Here is a 16,708-nt window from a genome sequence, read left to right as displayed (position 1 = left end):
GGCCGAGGCCGAGCGCGCGCTGCGCGAGACGGTCGCGGCGGTCCACGGCGAGGCGCGGCGGCTGACGCCGGACGAGCTGGCGCAGCTGCGGGTCACCGGACCGGCAGGGCCGGTGGTCCTGGCCGAGGCGCTGGCCGAGCTGACCGCCGCCCGCCGGACGGCCAACCCGCACGCGCTGCGCACCGCCCTGCGGCGCGTGGCCGAGTCCGCGGTCACCTGGCGCGAGCGGATCTGAGGACGGGCGGGCGAGCGCCCGTCCTCGGACGGCGCCGCCCGCCGGCTCGTCCCCTGCAGCACGAGGCCGCCGATCCGGCCGCGACCCCGAGCGGGTCGCGGTCCGACGGCGAGCACCCCACGTTCCACCCACGAGCAGCCCCGATCTCGATGACCGCCCTGACCACCGACCGCCTGCTGGAGCGCTTCCTGCGCGAGGACGCGGGCACGCCGCTCGGCGTCGGCATGCCGAGCGGCCGGCCCCTGCGCGTCGACGGCGAGCGCCACTACGACGCCTGGCTGCGGCTGCTGCGCGCCGACCCGTGCGCCTACTGCGGCGAGCTGGTCGGCGGCGCCCGGACGATCGACCACGTCGAGCCGCGGTCCCGCTCCCCGCGAGGGATCGGATCGGCGCACGGCTGGATCAACGTCGTCGCCGCCTGCCAGCGCTGCAACGGCGCCAAGGCCGACCGGCCGCTGCTGCTGTTCCTGCTGACGCGGCGGGGGCGGGTGCGGCGGCGCGGGTCGCGGACGGTGGGCGCCGCGCGGCGCGGCGCCCACCCGTCGCGCGCTCAGCAGCCGCTGTAGCTGCCCGCGGCGGCGGCCACCAGCGAGCAGAACGCCGGCTTCGGCGACCAGTCGGTCCGCAGCAGCCCGTAGCCGGCCTCCTTGCCCTCGGTCAGCCAGCTCGCGGGCTCGTCGCGGAGGGTGTGGACGATCGTGGCCCGGACGTCGGCCTGGGCCTGCAGGCGGCCGAGGGCGCGGTCCAGGTCGGCGGCCTGGGACGCGTCGTCGTGGACGCCGTCGGCCGTGCTGTAGCCGATCTCGGTGACCCACAGCGGCGTGCCGTCGCGCCCGGCGCGCGCGTCGCGGATCCGCTTGAGGGTGCTGTCGACGCCGACGTCGACCGCGGCCGCGCCCGCTCCGGTGTAGACGTGGACCGAGAACACGTCGTGGCAGCGGCGGCTGCCGACGGCGGTCAGGTAGCGGCCGATGTAGCCGGGGGCGTAGTAGTCGCTCATCGACGGCGACAGGACCGTGCGGTCGGGATCGACCGACTTCACGGCCTCGTAGAGCGTGCACTGCTCCTCGGCCAGGCGCTCGGGCGTGGTCGCGTTGAGCGGGTTGGTCAGGGCCTCGTGGTCGGGCTCGTTCCAGCCCTCGAACGTGGTCTTCGGGTAGCGGCGGGCGAGCGCGGCGACGACCTCCCGGTACTGGGGCAGGAACTCGGGGGCGGGGTGGTACTTCTGGTTGCAGGTGGCCGGATTCGCGGCGGCGTAGGCCGGCTCCGCGCAGCGCGGTCGGGTCGACGCCCAGGCGGGGGCGTAGCCGATCACCAGCAGCGGTCGGATCCCGGCCCCGGTCAGCGCCTGGTACTTGCGGTCGAGCTGGTCGATCCCGGCGATGCCGGAGCCCCCGAGCGGCGCGTCGAGGGCGTCGGGCACCGGATGCTCCGCCGTCGAGCCCGACCCGAGCCACGCCCAGTTGAACCCGTCGCGGTGGATCGTCGCCTTGACCGCCTTCAGCGCGGCGATCCCGTTGGGGATCCCGGTACCGGTCTGGTCGGGATCGAGCCCGAGGCTGAAGCCCAGGGCGGGTGGCTCGGGCGTGGGCTTCGGTGGCTGCTGGGGCTGCAGCCCGAGCAGGCTCAGCAGGAAGAGGAGGAGCGCGGTGATGAAGTCCATCTCCCTGGGAGGTTCGACACGGTTCGGACGAATCATGCGCCGACCTCGAGAGAAATGGACGATCGTCGAGAGTCGAACGTCGGCTGGAGCTCGCGGAAGGGCCTGCGCGACGCGGTGGCGCGCCTCGTCGGTGACCGAGGGTCGCCAACGTGTCCCTAAGTCCGTCGGCTTCTACGAAGAGGTCGCGGAGCGACCTGTACGACGACCAGCCACACCGTCTCGGTCATCGGCGCAGCCCTGCTTCTACGAAGAGGCCGCGGAGCGACCTGTACGACATCGACGTCAGGACCTGCTGCGTCTTGGTGGCCTCGCTTCTACGAAGAGGCCGCGGAGCGACCTGTACGACTGCGCCGATGGGCGGCAACGTCGTTGGCGGCGGCGTAGCTTCTACGAAGAGGCCGCGGAGCGACCTGTACGACGGAGACGTCGATGTGGGCGGTCGGGCCGACGGACGAGCTTCTACGAAGAGGCCGCGGAGCGACCTGTACGACGGCCACTCGCGATCGCCCACCTCCACGAGGTAGTCGCTTCTACGAAGAGGTCGCGGAGCGACCTGTACGACCGAGCCACGACGCGGTCTCTGGATCCCAGCCAGCCTCGCTTCTACGAAGAGGTCGCGGAGCGACCTGTACGACCCCTTGGCGTCCACGACCTCCTCACCAACCAGCTGGAGCTTCTACGAAGAGGTCGCGGAGCGACCTGTACGACAGGTCGACGGGGAGCCCTACGGATACCACCCGAAGTGGCTTCTACGAAGAGGTCGCGGAGCGACCTGCACGACGATGCTCTCCCAGGTCCAGATCGCGACGAAGAAGTTGCCTCTACGAAGAGGTCGCGGAGCGACCTGTACGACCACGAGCTACGGCGCAGCGCTGAGGCCGTCCAACAAGGCGCTTCTACGAAGAGGTCGCGGAGCGACCTGTACGACAACGGGTCAGCGCCGCCCCGGGTGAAGTTCGACCCGCTTCTACGAAGAGGTCGCGGAGCGACCTGTACGACGTGCACGGCCATGGCCGTCGGAACCACCGCACCACCCCTCAGCTCGGATGATCGGCTTCTACGAAGAGGTCGCGGAGCGACCTGTACGACCGCGTCTGGACGCGGACGCGACGGTCAAGGTCGAGACGCTTCTACGAAGAGGTCGCGGAGCGACCTGTACGACACGAGTAGACCGCCAGCATGTAGGACCCGAAGGCGTTGCTTCTACGAAGAGGTCGCGGAGCGACCTGTACGACTCGACGACGCGCCCGCGGTCGGGGAACGCCGCGGCCCGCTTCTACGAAGAGGTCGCGGAGCGACCTGCACGACACCGGCCCTCGACCAGCAGCGTGATCAGGTTCTTGATGCTTCTACGAAGAGGTCGCGGAGCGACCTGTACGACCGAGCACGGAGTCGGGACCTTGAACGGGCCGAAGTCGCTTCTACGAAGAGGTCGCGGAGCGACCTGTACGACCCTGAGATGAGCCGACAGACCCCCGTTCTGCTGCGCCGCTTCTACGAAGAGGTCGCGGAGCGACCTGTACGACACGTTGCGGGCCGTCGCCGCGGTGCCGTCGCTCTGGCTTCTACGAAGAGGTCGCGGAGCGACCTGTACGACGTCGCCGTCCTGCGCAAGACGGAGACCGCGGAGCAGCTTCTACGAAGAGGTCGCGGAGCGACCTGTACGACGACGCTGACCGAGATCGGCGGAGACGGGATCCTCGCTTCTACGAAGAGGTCGCGGAGCGACCTGTACGACCCTGTTCGGACTCATGCCGCTCCTGACCGGCGGGCTTCGCTTCTACGAAGAGGTCGCGGAGCGACCTGTACGACGTGCCCGCCGCCGGTCCAGCGTCCCCAGTCCCCGTGCACGCTTCTACGAAGAGGTCGCGGAGCGACCTGTACGACAACGCGGTCGACAGCGCGGCCGAGTGTTCCACGTGGCTTCTACGAAGAGGTCGCGGAGCGACCTGTACGACGGGCGGATCACCGCCTCGTCCGAGCGCACCACGTCAACTGCTTCTACGAAGAGGTCGCGGAGCGACCTGTACGACACCTGGGCGTGTTTCGCGGCTTCGACAGCATGGTCCCGCTTCTACGAAGAGGTCGCGGAGCGACCTGTACGACCAGGCATCCGGGGCCTCCACGGGCTCGTAGGTGGCCTCGCTTCTACGAAGAGGTCGCGGAGCGACCTGTACGACGTCGCTCACGCATCCCGACCACGTAGTTCGAGTCCGACCACGTAGTTCGAGTCGCTTCTACGAAGAGGTCGCGGAGCGACCTGTACGACTATCCGACGGAGGCATGACCGTGGGCGCAATCGAGCTTCTACGAAGAGGTCGCGGAGCGACCTGTACGACACGGGCCGACATGCAGCCGAACCGCACGCAGGACTAGCTGGCTTCTACGAAGAGGTCGCGGAGCGACCTGTACGACCGTGCTGACGATCCCCTCCGTGCACGCCGCATACCGGCTTCTACGAAGAGGTCGCGGAGCGACCTGTACGACGCCACGCCAAGGTCACCGGCATCGCGCCGGCCGTGTGATGCTTCTACGAAGAGGTCGCGGAGCGACCTGTACGACGCCGCGGCCGACGCCGCGTCCGCCGCATCCGACGCCATGCTTCTACGAAGAGGTCGCGGAGCGACCTGTACGACGGCTCGCAGAATACGACCTTCGTTTGCAGGGATTCTGCGCGGCCGCGCGAGGGGTGCTCATGAACGTGCGACATCGTGCCGTGACGCTCGGGCGTCGCGCGGCAGAAGCCTCGCCACTGCAGGGAATTCGTCGTGCGAGCGGTTCCCGGGAAACGGGGAACCACCGGACCGCTCGCGTCTGGGGTCACCAGATCGCCGGTTCGTCCTCGTCCGAGATCTTCGGGGCTCGACCTAGATGCTCGACCCGCCGACTGGCGCGGCCCTGGGGCGGTCCGAGGTCGAAGATCGCGACGTGATCCTCGTCGAGATGGAGCTCCCTGCGCAAGGCGGCCCGTAGGGCGACCAGTTCCTGGCGGGTGAGATCGCAGACGTAGACCGAGTACTGCAGGCGCTCGCCGTGATCGACGACGACATCGTGCACCCGCTTCAGTCGTCGCGGGTGGCGGACGTCGTAGGTGACCAGGAACCGGATCCGCTCGGCCATCTCAACGGGTCGTCAGCGGTCGGTAGCTCTCGAGTTGGCCGTCGACCACGGCGGCCAGGTGCCGCGCCTGCAACTCCATCGCCCGCCGGTAGCTGACGCGGTAGCCGTACAGCGGGTGCTCCAACGTCACGGCGACCCGCCGCTCGTAGGCCGCGATCACGCGCTTGCGGCCCGAATCGGTCAGGGCGACGGCACCGCCGCGACGGACGAAGTCCCGCGGACGGACCTCGCCGTTGTTGATCGCGGTCACGACCGTCGAATCGCCGACCAGCGGCCGGAACTCCTCCGCGAGGTCGAGGGCGAGCGACGGTCGGCCATGTCGCGGCCGGTGCAGCAGGCCGACCTGCGGATCGAGCCCCGCCGCCAGGCACCCGACGGTCGTGTCCCGGACGAGCAACGCGTACGCGAACGAGAGCATCGCGTTGACCGGATCGGTCGGGGGCCGCCGATTGCGGCCCTCGAACCGGAACTCGTCGCCGTGGCGCTTGAGCAGGGACGGGAAGCCGTCGAAGTAGATCCGCGCTCCGGTGCCCTCGAGGCCCAGCAGCACGACCGGATCGCTCTCGGCCTCGCAGGCCCGAGCCAGCTCCGTCAGCTGAGACGCAGCCTCCCGCTGGGCCTCCCCGCCCAACCGGCGCAGCAACGTTCGCTGGTTGCGGAGCTTGCCGGCGATCATCGCCGCGGCGACCGGCCCGCGGGCGAGGTCGAGAGCCAGCACGGTCTGGGCCATCCGCCGCGCCACCCACGATCCGCCGTGCGGGACCGCGTAGCCGCTGAACCAGCCGCCGGACGAGAACCACAGGATCGGGGTGTCCTGCTCCATGCAGGCCCGGACGGCCCCGCTGCTGACGGTGACGTTGCCGAAGACCGCGAGGTGCGCGATGTCCAGCAGCCGACGGCTGGCGACCTTCTCGCCCTGGTGCTCGAGCTCGAGCCTGCCTCCCTTCTGGCGGACGAAGGCTCCGGGGGTCATCACGTAGAGCGGCGAGCGCGGGTCGTCGCGGGCCACGAGTCGTCGCGGCTTCTCCGTCGTGCGGTCGCGCAGCAGGTTGACCTCGTCCGGCAAGCAGACGCTGACCAGCGAGCAGCGCGGACACTTGGGGCTGTCGACGAGCGGAGGAGGAGGCGTGGTCTCCGCCGCGTTGGCACGAACCTCGGCCACTAGGCCAGCGATCCAGGCTTCGGCGTCGTCGGAGATCGGGACCTCGTGCCGGGAGCGGGTCTCGGCGAAGAAGACCTCGGCGTGAGGCACGGCGTGACCCTGCTCGCGGAGCAGCAGCACCTGGACGGTCAGCTGAGCGCGCTCTGGATCCCAGACGACCGGTCCGCCGCGGCGGGGCTTGCCGCGCTTGGTCTCGACCGGGATCGCCTGTCCGTCGCGGAAGTCGACGCGATCGAGCTTGGCGGTCACGCCCAGGCGGGGCGAGCTGATCGAGAGCGCGGTGACGGTCCGCGGGCGATCATCACCCGGATCCGGAGACGGGGCGTGATCGCTTTCCGTTGCCGAGCCATCGCTTCCCTGCGAGAAGCCGTCGGCTGAGTCGTCGACGGACGGCGGCTCCGGCGTGCCGCCTCGCTCCTGGTCGACTCGCCGGTGCAGGTCTCGACCCTCGACGGTCTCGAGGTTGTCGACGAACGCCCTGGCCTCCCATTCCAGCCATGCCAGCCGTGGGCAGTAGACGTGCTCGTTGAGGATCCGGGCCGGGACGAGCGCATCGTCCGCCGGCGGCTGGCGCCGGCTCTCGAGGGTCACGCGACCCGCTCCCCCCAACGGAAGACGCCGATCATCGAGTTGATCGGGACCGACGAGGCGCGGTGCACGCTGGTGATGCCGCGGGCGGCGAGCCAACGGGGATCCGGCCGGTCGAGGTGGATCGCGGCGAGGTCGAGGAGCCGGGCAAGCTCGCGAGCACCGACCGGGAATGACCAGGTCGGCCACGAGAGGGTCGGCTCTCCGTCGACGAGGTCGCTGAACAGCGGCCCGCCGACGATCCGCTGAGATCCGCGTCGGACCCCGACCGGGTGCAGCGCGAGGATTCCCAGCCACAGCAGCCGGTAGAGCAGGACGGAGTGGCTGCCGACATCGGAGGGCTTGCGTCCGGTGGTGCCCCCGAACGTCTGGACCTCCGGCAGTAGGCCCAGCCCGCGCCCGGACTTGCCGTTGCGCCAGGTCGGTCCGTCGATCAGCTCGCCGACGAGGTCGGGGACCTTCAGCGGGAGCTTCTCCGCGATTCCCGACAGGTCGGCCTTGACGCCGCGCAGCAGCCGGCTGCGGCTGGGGACGTCGCTGTCGTCGAGCACTGCGTCGGTGACGAGCGCGCGCAGCAGGCGGCGCTCCCCGAGCAGCCGCGGCTCGGCGGCCCGCAGCGCGTCCGCGTCCTGGGCGTCGACCAGGCGCCGCAGATCGCGCAGCGTCCGGGCGGGATCGGGTGTCGCGGCCAGCATCGGCTTGATCGCCTGCCCGACCTTCTGGCCCGGCCAGATCCGGTCGAGCTGCGGCCACGGCGCGTCGACGATCGCCTGGGCGGTCTGCTCGACGCTGGCCTCGGTGCGGATCTCCAGGATCTCGCCGCTGGGATCGGCCCGCCAGACCGCCGTCGCGTCGAGGCCGGCGTCGCTCATCGCCGTCAGCAGCCCGACGGTGGCGATCGGCATGTACGGCGCGTGCGGCCGCATCCAGATCAGGTCGAAGCCCATGTCAGCGGCCCTCCGCCGAGACGGTGCGGTCCGCGAGGACCAGCAGCGAGTGCAGGTAGGCGAGCGACCACGCGCCGTATCTGGCGGTCAGGCGCTCGAGGCGCCGGAGCGGCTCGCCGTCGTCCCACGCCTCGGCGTCGGAGCCGGTCGCGGCGCCGGCGATGCCGGCGACGTCGACGTGGAACGACCGTGGCGGAGCGCCGGGGCCGGGAACGGGAGGAAACGGGTGCGCCGAGCCGTGATGGCCGCAGCTGGCGGAGAGCGTCAGATCGAAGTCCACGCCACGCTCGGGTTCGTCGGGCAGCCCGGTGATGCGGTCGTGCCGCCAGGCGTCGGCCAGGATCACGCCGGACGTCTGCTCGTGCCGCCAGCCCGACGGCAGCCCGGAACCCAGCCGGGCGGTGCGGTCGGCCCGCCGGTCGTCGGTGCCGAAGACGCTCTTGGCGATCGGGTCGGCCAGCGGCGGCGCGACCCCACCGCGGAAGAACGCTTGCATCCGCGGATCCGCCTTGCCGTGGTCGTGGACTCGCGCGGCAAGGACCAGCGACCGGACGAGCGTCTCGGACAGGCCAGCCGCCTGGGCGAACCATGCGGTGCGGTCGGCCACCGCATGCGCGTGGGCGTCCAGGCTCGGCGGGTCCTCGTTCCACGGCCGCACGCGGTCGTGGGCGGTCGTGGTCATCGGCAGCAGCACCCAACCGCCGGTCGCCATCGGCTGGTCCTCGCCGGGCAGCAGGGCACCGTCGGGCGAGCCCTCGCTGGAACCGATGTCGTCCTCGTGGACGGCGTCGCCGTCGAACTCGCCGTGATCGGCGTCGGCGTCCTCGTCGTCCACGTCGCCGAGGAACAGCGCCGCGTCGTCCGGGACCCGCGGCACGCCGAGGAACAGCCCGGCGGGATCGTCGAGGGGGTCGGTCAGCTCGCTCGGCAGGTTGGGGGTGATCCGGCGAAGCTCGACGTCGGTCGAGACGAGACCCGAGACGGTCGCGGCCGTTCCGTCCGCCGGCTGGTCGGTGGTGGCAGGCGCGAGGGCCGGATGGTCGTCCAGCTCGGAGAACAGATCGCGGAACGCCGCGAGTCGGCCCTCGGCGGTCTTCGCGTTCTCGAGGCGACGCTCGATCTCTGCGACCCGCCGGAGCACGCGTCGCACGCGCTGCGCCCGCGGCCCGGGGAGCGGGATCGCCTGCTGGAACGCGGTGTCGAGGGCCCCGGCGGTCAGCCGCAGCGGATGGGGACGGACGGGCTCGAGCGCGGGTCGCGCTGGGTCGGACGATGGGACCGTCCCGTCCGTCTGCGCACCGAGCGGCCGGACGTCACCCGCCACGTCGCTGCCGAGCGGCGAGTCGATCGCCAGGCCGGAGTCGTCGACGCCGCCGAGCGCCGTCGGCAGGACGAGCAGGTCGCCGGGCCGCAGATCGGCGATCGCGAGCCCCTCGCCGGCGACGCCGTCGCGCACCGGGCGACCGGGCAGGAGCTCGCCACCGCGACGGATCAGGAACGGGATGCCGTCGAAGCGCTGCTGCGTCTCGTTCGGGGTCTGGCCCGGGGGCGGGGCGCTGCCCTCGACGTCGGCGACCTCCTCGATCAGCTGGCTCTGCCTGCTCTTCGGAACCCCCAGCTGCCCCGTTCGGACGGCCAGCAGGTTGCGGGCGGCACCGATGCTCATGGTCAGCTGCTCGTCGCGGCGGGGCGGTGCGAGCCGGAGCAGCGAGACGCGGTAGGCGTGGGCGCCGGTCCCGAGGTCGCCCTCGGCCAGGTCGGCCCGCCAGCAGACGCTGACGTCGCTGTCCGGTTCCGACTCGGCGCCGCGGAGGAAGGCGTCGACGTCGGGGTCGGCGCGCCGGTGCGGGCGCGGACTGGTCTGGGTCAGCAGCTCGATCGCCTGGTCGTTCAGCTCGGCGGCATGAGCGCGCTTCGCGACCGGCGGGGGCGGCGTGTCGAGCAGCGTGGAGACCGAGACGTCGACGGCGCCCGTCTCGGTGCGGGGGAGCGTCTTCGACAGCCAGGTCCAGGCGGCTTCCTCGTCGTCCGCGTAGAGCGGGAAGCCGACGTGGCGGATGATCGTCGCGACGCCTTCGGCGTGGGTGGCTCCCGGCTCGTCGTCTGCGTGCGCCTCGGGGTCGAGGCGCCCGGTTCGGTTGAGCCGACCGAGCCGCTGGGTCAACGCCGTGGCCGAGGCCGACTGCGTGACGAGCGCGTCGACATCGGCATCGAGGCCGACCTCGAAGGTCTGGGTGGCGACCACGACCAGTGGCCGCGCGGCGCTCTCGCCGTCGAGCAGCACCCTCCGCGGGGTGGTGGTCGGCGTGGCGGCGGTCGCGCCGTCGACCCCGTCGGAGCCGGTGGTCGGTCGCGTGGCCCCGGTCTCGGCGGCTTCGACGGAGCGGTTCAGGCTGTGCTGGCGGTCGGTCGGTCGCTGAGGGCCGATCAGGAGCACGGTCTCGGGCCGATCCTGCTCCTCGGTCCTCGCGCTGGCCTTCTCGAGCCGGTCGTGGACCTCGCGCGCGATCCGGACGCTGTTGACCACGCAGGCGACCGTCCGACGACCGTCGGCGAGGTGGCCGGCGACGGCCTCGACGAGCGCGACCACCTGGTCGTTGTCCGAGGTGCCGCCCGACTCGACGAGCGTGGCGTGCTTGGGGCCGTGAAGGCGCCTGGCCAGCACTTTGAGCCGCTTGTCCTCGTCGGAGAGCGTGACGCGCTCGGCGCCGTCGTCGGCGCCCGAGGTGGCGGAGAGCCGAATCAGCCGCAGCGGCGGGGCGAAGGTGTCCCCGCTCTCGTACCGTCGCTGACGGATCGCCTGGACGGTGTCGGCGAACGGCTCGGCCAGGTGCGCCTCGTCGAGGCAGATCGTGGTGTCGCAGGCGGCCAGCGCCGCGCCGAGCGGGAGCGAGCGGTCGCCGAGGCCGTAGCCGCGGAAGAGCAGCCGCGAGCCGATCTGCGCGACGGTGCTGGTGATCACCTCGGCCTGCATCGGGTGCTGCCCGAGCGACGGGATCGTGACGCCGCCACGCCAGCGGGTCGCGACCAGCGGCTGGCCGCGCAGGACGGTGCCTTCGGGCAGGAGTGCCGGATCGACGGCGATGTCGCCCCCGCTCTGGTCGGCAGCGGCGGAGCCCGGGAGGCCGGGTGCTTCGCCATCGGGCGCCGGTGCGTTCGTGGCCGCAGCCCAGCCACCGACCGGCGGCGCGCCCTTCAAGCCCTCCAACCGGACCGCGACCTCGTGGAGGACGTCGGTCGGATCGGCGAGCGCGCGGGCCAGCCGCCGCACCAGCCTCTCGGTCTGCTCGTGGACCTCGTCGACCAGCAGCCGGCGGTCGATCGCCCAGACGATCCGGGTTCCGACCGTTCGCTCGAGCGGCGGCCGGTCAGCCTGCTTCGCCAACGCCCAGACGAGCACGTCGACGACCGTGGTCTTGCCGCTGCCGGTCGGGACGGCGATCGTCAGCGGAGGCGGGCCGCCGACCGGGGCGGAGGCGTTGCTTGGCCGACCGTCGTTGTCCCGGTCCGCGCTCTCGGCCGCGCGCTCGTTGCCGAGACGCTCGGCCAGCGCCTGCTGCCACGGGTAGGGCGCATGTCCGCGGACCTCTCGGAGGAAGGCGTCGAAGCCGATCATGCGGGCAGCTCCCCGGTGACCGCGATGGCATCCGCGGCCGGCTCGCTCTCGCGCAGGTTCGGCAGGCATAGGCCGACGCCGAAGTGACGGGCGCGCCCGAGGATCACCGGGCCGACGATCGGCCGCTCGAACGTGATCCGCAGATGGCTGCGGGGGCCGTTGAGCGGTCCGCGCCAGTCCGGCGGGACCAGCCGGTCGGGCCAGAGCCGGTCGGGAGCGCCACCCAGCGGCGCGTGCTCCAGCACCTCGACGGCGAGCGGCTCGGGCAGGCCCACGTGGCGGCAGTCGGCGGCGACCTGGCGGAAGAGGCCGCGCGGCCCGGTCGAGGTCCGCCGGTGGGCGTGGACGACGGGCAGGACCGTCTCCCACACGCGGCTGGCGCGGCGGTAGCGCGCGTCGCGGAGCGTCTGGAGCAGCGGTCGGTTCGGGTTCGGCAGACGGAGGAAGACCCGTCCGGCGTTCGGCACGTCGACCCACCGCCGCTCGCCGGCGACGAACCGCAGCAGGCCCTGCTTGACCTGCTCGGCCTGGGCGGCGACGTCGGGCACACGGTCCTCGTGGGGCAGCAGGACCGCGATGCCGCGGACGATGCCGTCGGCGGGGATCCGGTGCTCCTGCTCGATCTTCTGACCGTTCTCCTTCCGCTCCGAGCGCTTGACGATCGTGCCGACGAACGGCAGGGGGACGATCGCGGCGTGGGCCTCGTCGCCATGGCCGCGGAGGACCGGCGGCGCCTCGCCGCCGGTGCCGATCGCGGCGTACGCGCCGAGCAGGGCCTCGCGGAAGGCGCGGGCGAGCAGGAAGCCGGCGGCGGCCTTCGGGCGCAGCTGGCTGTGCTGCGGCGGCTTGCCCGCGGCGAGACGTGCGCGTTCGGCGCTCCGCTCGGGCGCCGTCTCCGGTCCGGGGTCGAGCTCCAGCACGAGCATCTCGCCCCACTGGCGCGGGTCGAGCGGCTCGCCCTCCTCGACGGCGAGCCGGTGCGAGCGCAGCACGTAGGGGATGACGTTGCCCATCGCGACGCTGGGGACGTGCTCGCCGGCGGCGATCGGCTTCTTGCCCGTCGACCGACGGGCCTCGTGACGCTGGTCGAAGGCGCGGAGCAGGCCGGGGTTGGGGACGCGGACCGCGGCGTCTCCGCGGCCGACGCCGGGCTCCCACCGGTCGCGGGCTTCGGCGTCCGCGTCCTCATCGTCGGCGCGGGCGATCACCGGGGAGCGGGACGTCCCGAGGAAGGTCAGCTCGGCGAGCAGCGCGTCCAGCAGCCGATGGTCGTCGTGGTGCAGGTCGAGGTCGGGCCAGCAGATCTCGACCGGGCGGTCGCCGATCGCGACGCCGCCCTTGTGGACCTCGGTGCGCTCGCGGGCGAGGTTCCGAGGCGAGAGGCCGTTGGTCTTGACCTCGCTGTCGCTGTGGTTGCGCGGCGCCCAGCGCGAGGCGCCGCGGAGGGCGACCACGACCTCGGTGCCGGCGCGCTCGTCGCCGGCACGGGTCTCGCCGACCGCGGTCAGCTGGGGGGCGACGATCACCGGCGGCGGCGCGGCGCAGAGCCGTTCGAGCAGCGCGCGGGCGGCGTCGGTGTCGGCTCCGGGCGCTTCGTGCGCGGCGGCCAGCAGGGCACCGATCAGCCGCACCGGGCTCGGCGGCCACTCCGGCTCGCCGAAGCGGGCGTTCGACAGCGCGTGGTAGACGCCGAGCGGAAAGCGGACCTCGATCCGCAGCACCGCTACTGCTCCTTCTTCTTGGCGTCGGCGATCGACCGCTGGACCAGTCCGTCGAGGGTCTTGCCGGCCTGCAGCGTGATCTTGCGGTCCTTGATCCCGACGCGTGCGACGGCCTGGTCGAGCAGCCGGCGAGCTTCGAGGACGTCGAGGACGAACTCCTCCGGGTTCCCGGCGGCGCGGGCGATCCGGAAGCTGAGGGCGGTGGTGGGGACGAAGGTCGCGCCGGAGCGCAGGTCCCAGCCCTGGTCGTCGCGCAGCAGCAGCCCGTAGAGGGCGAGCAGCGCGAGCAGGACCCGGACCTCGGTCTCGTCGTAGGTTTCGAACCCGAGCCGGCGCAGGGCCGGGAACGAGAGGTAGCCCAGGTAGCGGGCTTCGGTGATCGAGACGGTCTGCTTGGTCCTGACCGGCGGGATCGAGCTGAGGCCCTGGGCGGAGAGCTTCTGCTCGCCCTTCGGCAGGTCGCTGGCCTGGCCGAGGTTGAGCGGATCGCGGCGGGCGGCGATCGGCTGCTGGACGAAGGGGGAGTGGAGGGCCTTGTGGCCCTCGCCCGGCTTGGCGTTTCCGACCAGGGCGGCCACGACGCTCGACTCGCGATCGTCGTCGGGCAGCAGGCCGATCAGGCTGGTGGTGAGGCTGCGGGCAAGGCGGATCTGCCCGTGCGGGCCCTTGCGGTGCGAGTCCCAGACGCCGAGCAGCAGGTCGTGGGCCGAGGTCTCCAGCAGCGCGTCGAGCTTGCGCGGATGGGCGAGCGTCAGGTCGTGGCCCTGCTGGGTGTCCTCGAACTTCGTGCCATCGGCGTTCTCCGACAGCCGGATCCACGCGTCGAAGACGCGGTGCGGCGCCTCGAGGGTCGTGATCTCGATCGGCTCGAGGCCGTGGCCGGGGTCGACGGTGGTCCGCGCCACCGGCAGCGGATAGTCGCCGGCGCGGTCCAGCTCGGCCAGCGCCTCCTCGATCCGGTTGGCGGCCGAGCCGACGCTGTCCAGCTCGATGACCTGGTGGACCTCGCCGTCGATGCTCCGTGGATGGATCTCGAGGTCGCCCTCGTAGCTCGGCGGCTTGACGTTCAGGCCGCCGGCGGGCGCGAGTCGCTGCACGATCTCGATCCCGGCGGGACGATTGGCGGTGGGGGCGGAGGCAAGGCCCTCGCGGAGGACGGCGAGCAGGTCGGTCATGGTGTCTCGAGTCGGTGAGTGGCGGCGCGGACAAGGGGAACGGCTGGGCCGGGCCCCTGAGCCTGTTCGTCATATCCGTCGGTGTTCCTCTTTGCTGGGCTACCGGATCAGTTCGATCGAGGCGGAGGTTCCGGGGGCCTTGGCCAATCGGCCGTCTGCGGTTAGGAGCGGCACGTCGAGCTGCTCCGCGAGCGCAACGTACTGAGCGTCGTAGAAGGACACGGACGTTCGCAGGTGCCAGGCCCGTTTCAGCAGCGCGGCATGCGGTACGCGTCGCACGGGTAGGTCGATGAGGTCGACGAGGGCGCTTGCGCCCCGCTCCGTCGTGAGCCGCTTCTGGAGGGCAAGCCGGCGGATGGCGTGCCCGACTTCGGCGTCGAGCAGGTGCGGTGCCCAGAGCGATCCGCGGTGGGCGCGAAGACGGGCGCTGATCGGCTCGCGCTCGTCGGGACGTCCGACGAGGAACGGGACGATGACGGAGGCGTCGACGACCATCGCGACGCTCAGTCGCGTCGTGCGTCACGTACGGCGGCGACGGCGTCATCGATGGTGACGTTGCTGCTGGGGCGACTCCGCACTCGGCTGTCGAGTTCCGCGATGCTCGGTCGCGAGGCCAGATCGACCATCTCAACCTTCAGGTAGTCGGAGAGTGACATCCCGGCGAGGGCTGCTCGGGCCTTGAGCCGGCCGTGGACGTCGTCCGGGACGTTTCGGACCTGGATCATCTTGGGCATGTGCTCATGCTACATCGCATGTGATGCACATCTCTGCGCGTGAGCGTGGAAATGTGTGCTCGGGTCGACGTCTGGTCGCGTCGCTGAGGCCCTTGCGGGCCGATGGTGCGCTTGAGCGACGATCCTCTTGAGGAAGCGCTTCTACGGGGAGCCGACGCGACCAGACGCCTGGCGGGTTACCCCGCCAGGCGGTACTCTAGTCGCCCCTGTGATTCGCATCGCAGGGCAAACTACAAGGGGGTCATTCGATCCTCCTTCCTCGGGCTCTGCCCGTTGATCTACGCGGGGCCGTCCTTCTTTTGGCTGGGGCGGCCCCGTGGCCGTTCCGGCTTGCGGAACGGATGCAACTGTAGCGAGAGTCGCGGCGCGGTGCAAATTCGATCTTCGATCTTGCCGAACAAAATTCCCCCGATGAAGCGAAATGGAGAGAAGCGCTCGCTGAGGTTGAGATCACCCCTTCGACGAGGACCGCTCGGTCTTCGGCCTCAGCCACATTGCCGCCGAGGCAGCCCCACGGAGGACGCAGGACTGCGATCCCGCCAGCTGGAAGCTCCGGCACGAAGTCCGGCAGACGCCGACTCGACGTTGATGTCGAGGTCGCGCTTGGCCTGAACGAGGGCCTTCATGACCTCGTCGGAGTCCGGTTCGAGCCGCAGATCGATGTCGACTGTCGACGCTCGCCAACCCTCGATCACGGCTGTCGCGCCGCCTGTCAGGTACAGCACGGTCTCGGTGCGGGTGGCACGTGAGAGCACGACCGCGAGCGCCCGAATGCGCTCGACGTCAACGGGCGGACGCATGGTCCACCGCGTCGAGGAAACTGCTCAGGCGCCCGACGAGGCCGTTGTAGCGGTCGTGGGCGGTGGCGCGATCTGCCTCTGACAGCAGGTCGTAGAGCCGATGTCCTGCAGGGACCTCAAGGCTCCGGGCGGGTACATTGAGGCCGGCGGCCCGCAGCTTGGTCGTCGCCATCAGGACCAACGCGGCCTCGATCGTGTCGTCCCCGACAGTCAGATCCGTGATGCCGGCGAGGATGAGGTCATTGCCGGGCAGCGCGCGGAAGTCGTCGTCGAGAACTTGGGCGGCGGGCGGTCTGGTCATGGGGGATTTGTGCGTGCTTCCACGGGCCGGGTCGTTGCGAAAGCTGTTTCGGCAAGGCCGCGATGGGTCCCGCCTCTGCCGGAGATCATCGCGCTTCTACGGAGAGGTCTCGACGGGACCTGTTCGACTCCCACGTGTCGGCCGGGATCGTCGTGGGCCGGTCGCTTCTACGGAGAGGCCCCGAAGGGACCTGTTCGACCGGCAGCGCCTCGGCCTGGTGGCCAGCGACCACGAGCGTGCTTCTACGGAGAGGCCCCGAAGGGACCTGTTCGACGCGGACCTCGAGATCGACCGCGTGCCTGCCGCGATATTCGGTATCGCTTCTACGGAGAGGCCCCGAAGGGACCTGTTCGACGGCGCCGACGACGGACCGGATGGTCCGAATGACCAGGCTTCTACGGAGAGGCCCCGAAGGGACCTGTTCGACCGGGGTGATCGGTTGGCCGTCGTAGCCTGCGACGGAGCTTCTACGGAGAGGCCCCGAATGGACCTGTTCGACGGTCGGCGGCAGCGCTCTTGTCGGACACGCGGACGCCGCTTCTACGGAGAGGCCCCGAAGGGACCTGTTCGACCTGTTGAGGTTGTCGGCCAGCGACTTCGCGACGTCACCGCTTCTACGGAGAGGCCCCGAAGGGACCTGTTCGAC

13 protein-coding genes and 2 CRISPR repeat arrays are annotated in these 16,708 nt (G+C 71.3%); of the genes, 2 read left to right on the top strand and 11 right to left on the bottom strand.

Annotated elements, in window-relative coordinates:
* Nucleotides 1-235, top strand: a 235-nt coding sequence (locus tag PAI11_RS27095; protein WP_040599862.1) for a hypothetical protein, incomplete at its 5' end; no start/stop codon positions are given.
* A gap of 149 nt (nt 236-384) precedes the next feature.
* Complete coding sequence (locus PAI11_RS10860) at nt 385-801, top strand: HNH endonuclease (RefSeq protein WP_007574333.1); 417 nt, start codon at nt 385-387, stop codon at nt 799-801.
* Here PAI11_RS10860 and PAI11_RS10855 read toward each other — a convergent pair.
* The 11 genes from PAI11_RS10855 to PAI11_RS10805 all read right to left on the bottom strand — a co-directional run bounded on the left by PAI11_RS10855 (nt 786) and on the right by PAI11_RS10805 (nt 16,062).
* Entirely contained in the window at nt 786-1,898 is a 1,113-nt protein-coding gene (locus PAI11_RS10855; protein ID WP_040599861.1) for a glycosyl hydrolase, read from the bottom strand. The genes PAI11_RS10860 and PAI11_RS10855 overlap by 16 nt on opposite strands.
* A 167-nt stretch (nt 1,899-2,065) precedes the next feature.
* A CRISPR array of direct repeats spans nt 2,066-4,534; the repeat unit is 36 nt; unit sequence GCTTCTACGAAGAGGTCGCGGAGCGACCTGTACGAC.
* Between the two features lie 184 nt (nt 4,535-4,718).
* Complete coding sequence (gene cas2, locus PAI11_RS10850; RefSeq protein WP_040599859.1) at nt 4,719-5,018, bottom strand: CRISPR-associated endonuclease Cas2; 300 nt, start codon at nt 5,016-5,018, stop codon at nt 4,719-4,721.
* Nucleotide 5,019: 1 nt separating this feature from the next.
* On the bottom strand, nt 5,020-6,771 hold the full coding sequence (gene cas4g/cas1g, locus PAI11_RS26270; RefSeq protein WP_007574325.1) for a CRISPR-associated endonuclease Cas4g/Cas1g: 1,752 nt from the start codon (nt 6,769-6,771) through the stop codon (nt 5,020-5,022).
* Nucleotides 6,768-7,715: a hypothetical protein gene (locus PAI11_RS26265; RefSeq protein WP_007574323.1), complete on the bottom strand. Its 948-nt coding sequence runs from the start codon at nt 7,713-7,715 to the stop codon at nt 6,768-6,770. The genes cas4g/cas1g and PAI11_RS26265 overlap by 4 nt, the downstream gene beginning before the upstream one ends.
* 1 nt (nt 7,716) lies before the next feature.
* Nucleotides 7,717-11,331 carry a type I-G CRISPR-associated helicase/endonuclease Cas3g gene (gene cas3g, locus PAI11_RS10835; protein WP_007574322.1) on the bottom strand — a complete coding sequence of 1,205 codons (3,615 nt, stop codon included), beginning with the start codon at nt 11,329-11,331 and terminating at the stop codon, nt 7,717-7,719.
* On the bottom strand, nt 11,328-13,052 hold the full coding sequence (csb2, locus tag PAI11_RS10830; RefSeq protein WP_007574320.1) for a type I-G CRISPR-associated protein Csb2: 1,725 nt from the start codon (nt 13,050-13,052) through the stop codon (nt 11,328-11,330). The genes cas3g and csb2 overlap by 4 nt, the downstream gene beginning before the upstream one ends.
* Before the next feature lie 2 nt (nt 13,053-13,054).
* A complete protein-coding gene (cas7g, locus tag PAI11_RS10825) occupies nt 13,055-14,227 on the bottom strand; it encodes a type I-G CRISPR-associated RAMP protein Csb1/Cas7g (RefSeq protein ID WP_007574318.1) in 1,173 nt (390 codons plus the stop codon).
* A gap of 99 nt (nt 14,228-14,326) precedes the next feature.
* A complete protein-coding gene (locus tag PAI11_RS10820) occupies nt 14,327-14,722 on the bottom strand; it encodes a type II toxin-antitoxin system VapC family toxin (RefSeq protein ID WP_040599858.1) in 396 nt (131 codons plus the stop codon).
* Nucleotides 14,723-14,730: 8 nt separating this feature from the next.
* Nucleotides 14,731-14,961, bottom strand: a complete 231-nt coding sequence (locus tag PAI11_RS10815) for a FitA-like ribbon-helix-helix domain-containing protein (protein ID WP_007574316.1) — start codon at nt 14,959-14,961, stop codon at nt 14,731-14,733.
* Nucleotides 14,962-15,446: 485 nt separating this feature from the next.
* Entirely contained in the window at nt 15,447-15,761 is a 315-nt protein-coding gene (locus PAI11_RS10810) for a hypothetical protein (protein ID WP_050897209.1), read from the bottom strand.
* Entirely contained in the window at nt 15,745-16,062 is a 318-nt protein-coding gene (locus PAI11_RS10805; protein ID WP_040599856.1) for a hypothetical protein, read from the bottom strand. Before PAI11_RS10805 ends, PAI11_RS10810 begins: the two co-directional genes overlap by 17 nt.
* 92 nt (nt 16,063-16,154) lie before the next feature.
* Nucleotides 16,155-16,708: a CRISPR direct-repeat array (repeat unit 36 nt; unit sequence GCTTCTACGGAGAGGCCCCGAAGGGACCTGTTCGAC).

The sequence above is a fragment of the Patulibacter medicamentivorans genome (assembly GCF_000240225.1).
GTDB classification, from domain to species: Bacteria; Actinomycetota; Thermoleophilia; order Solirubrobacterales; family Solirubrobacteraceae; genus Patulibacter; species Patulibacter medicamentivorans.
The sequence above is the reverse complement of the archived record's forward strand: the minus strand, read 5'-3'. Positions and strand labels throughout refer to the sequence as shown.

Coding starts and splice junctions, on each gene's coding strand:
- PAI11_RS10860 (WP_007574333.1), top strand. CDS start 385: ATGACCGCCCTGACCACCGACCGCCTGCTGGAGCGCTTCCTGCGCGAG.
- PAI11_RS10855 (WP_040599861.1), bottom strand. CDS start 1,898: ATGGACTTCATCACCGCGCTCCTCCTCTTCCTGCTGAGCCTGCTCGGG.
- cas2 (WP_040599859.1), bottom strand. CDS start 5,018: ATGGCCGAGCGGATCCGGTTCCTGGTCACCTACGACGTCCGCCACCCG.
- PAI11_RS26265 (WP_007574323.1), bottom strand. CDS start 7,715: ATGGGCTTCGACCTGATCTGGATGCGGCCGCACGCGCCGTACATGCCG.
- cas3g (WP_007574322.1), bottom strand. CDS start 11,331: ATGATCGGCTTCGACGCCTTCCTCCGAGAGGTCCGCGGACATGCGCCC.
- cas7g (WP_007574318.1), bottom strand. CDS start 14,227: ATGACCGACCTGCTCGCCGTCCTCCGCGAGGGCCTTGCCTCCGCCCCC.
- PAI11_RS10820 (WP_040599858.1), bottom strand. CDS start 14,722: ATGGTCGTCGACGCCTCCGTCATCGTCCCGTTCCTCGTCGGACGTCCC.
- PAI11_RS10815 (WP_007574316.1), bottom strand. CDS start 14,961: ATGCCCAAGATGATCCAGGTCCGAAACGTCCCGGACGACGTCCACGGC.
- PAI11_RS10810 (WP_050897209.1), bottom strand. CDS start 15,761: ATGCGTCCGCCCGTTGACGTCGAGCGCATTCGGGCGCTCGCGGTCGTG.
- PAI11_RS10805 (WP_040599856.1), bottom strand. CDS start 16,062: ATGACCAGACCGCCCGCCGCCCAAGTTCTCGACGACGACTTCCGCGCG.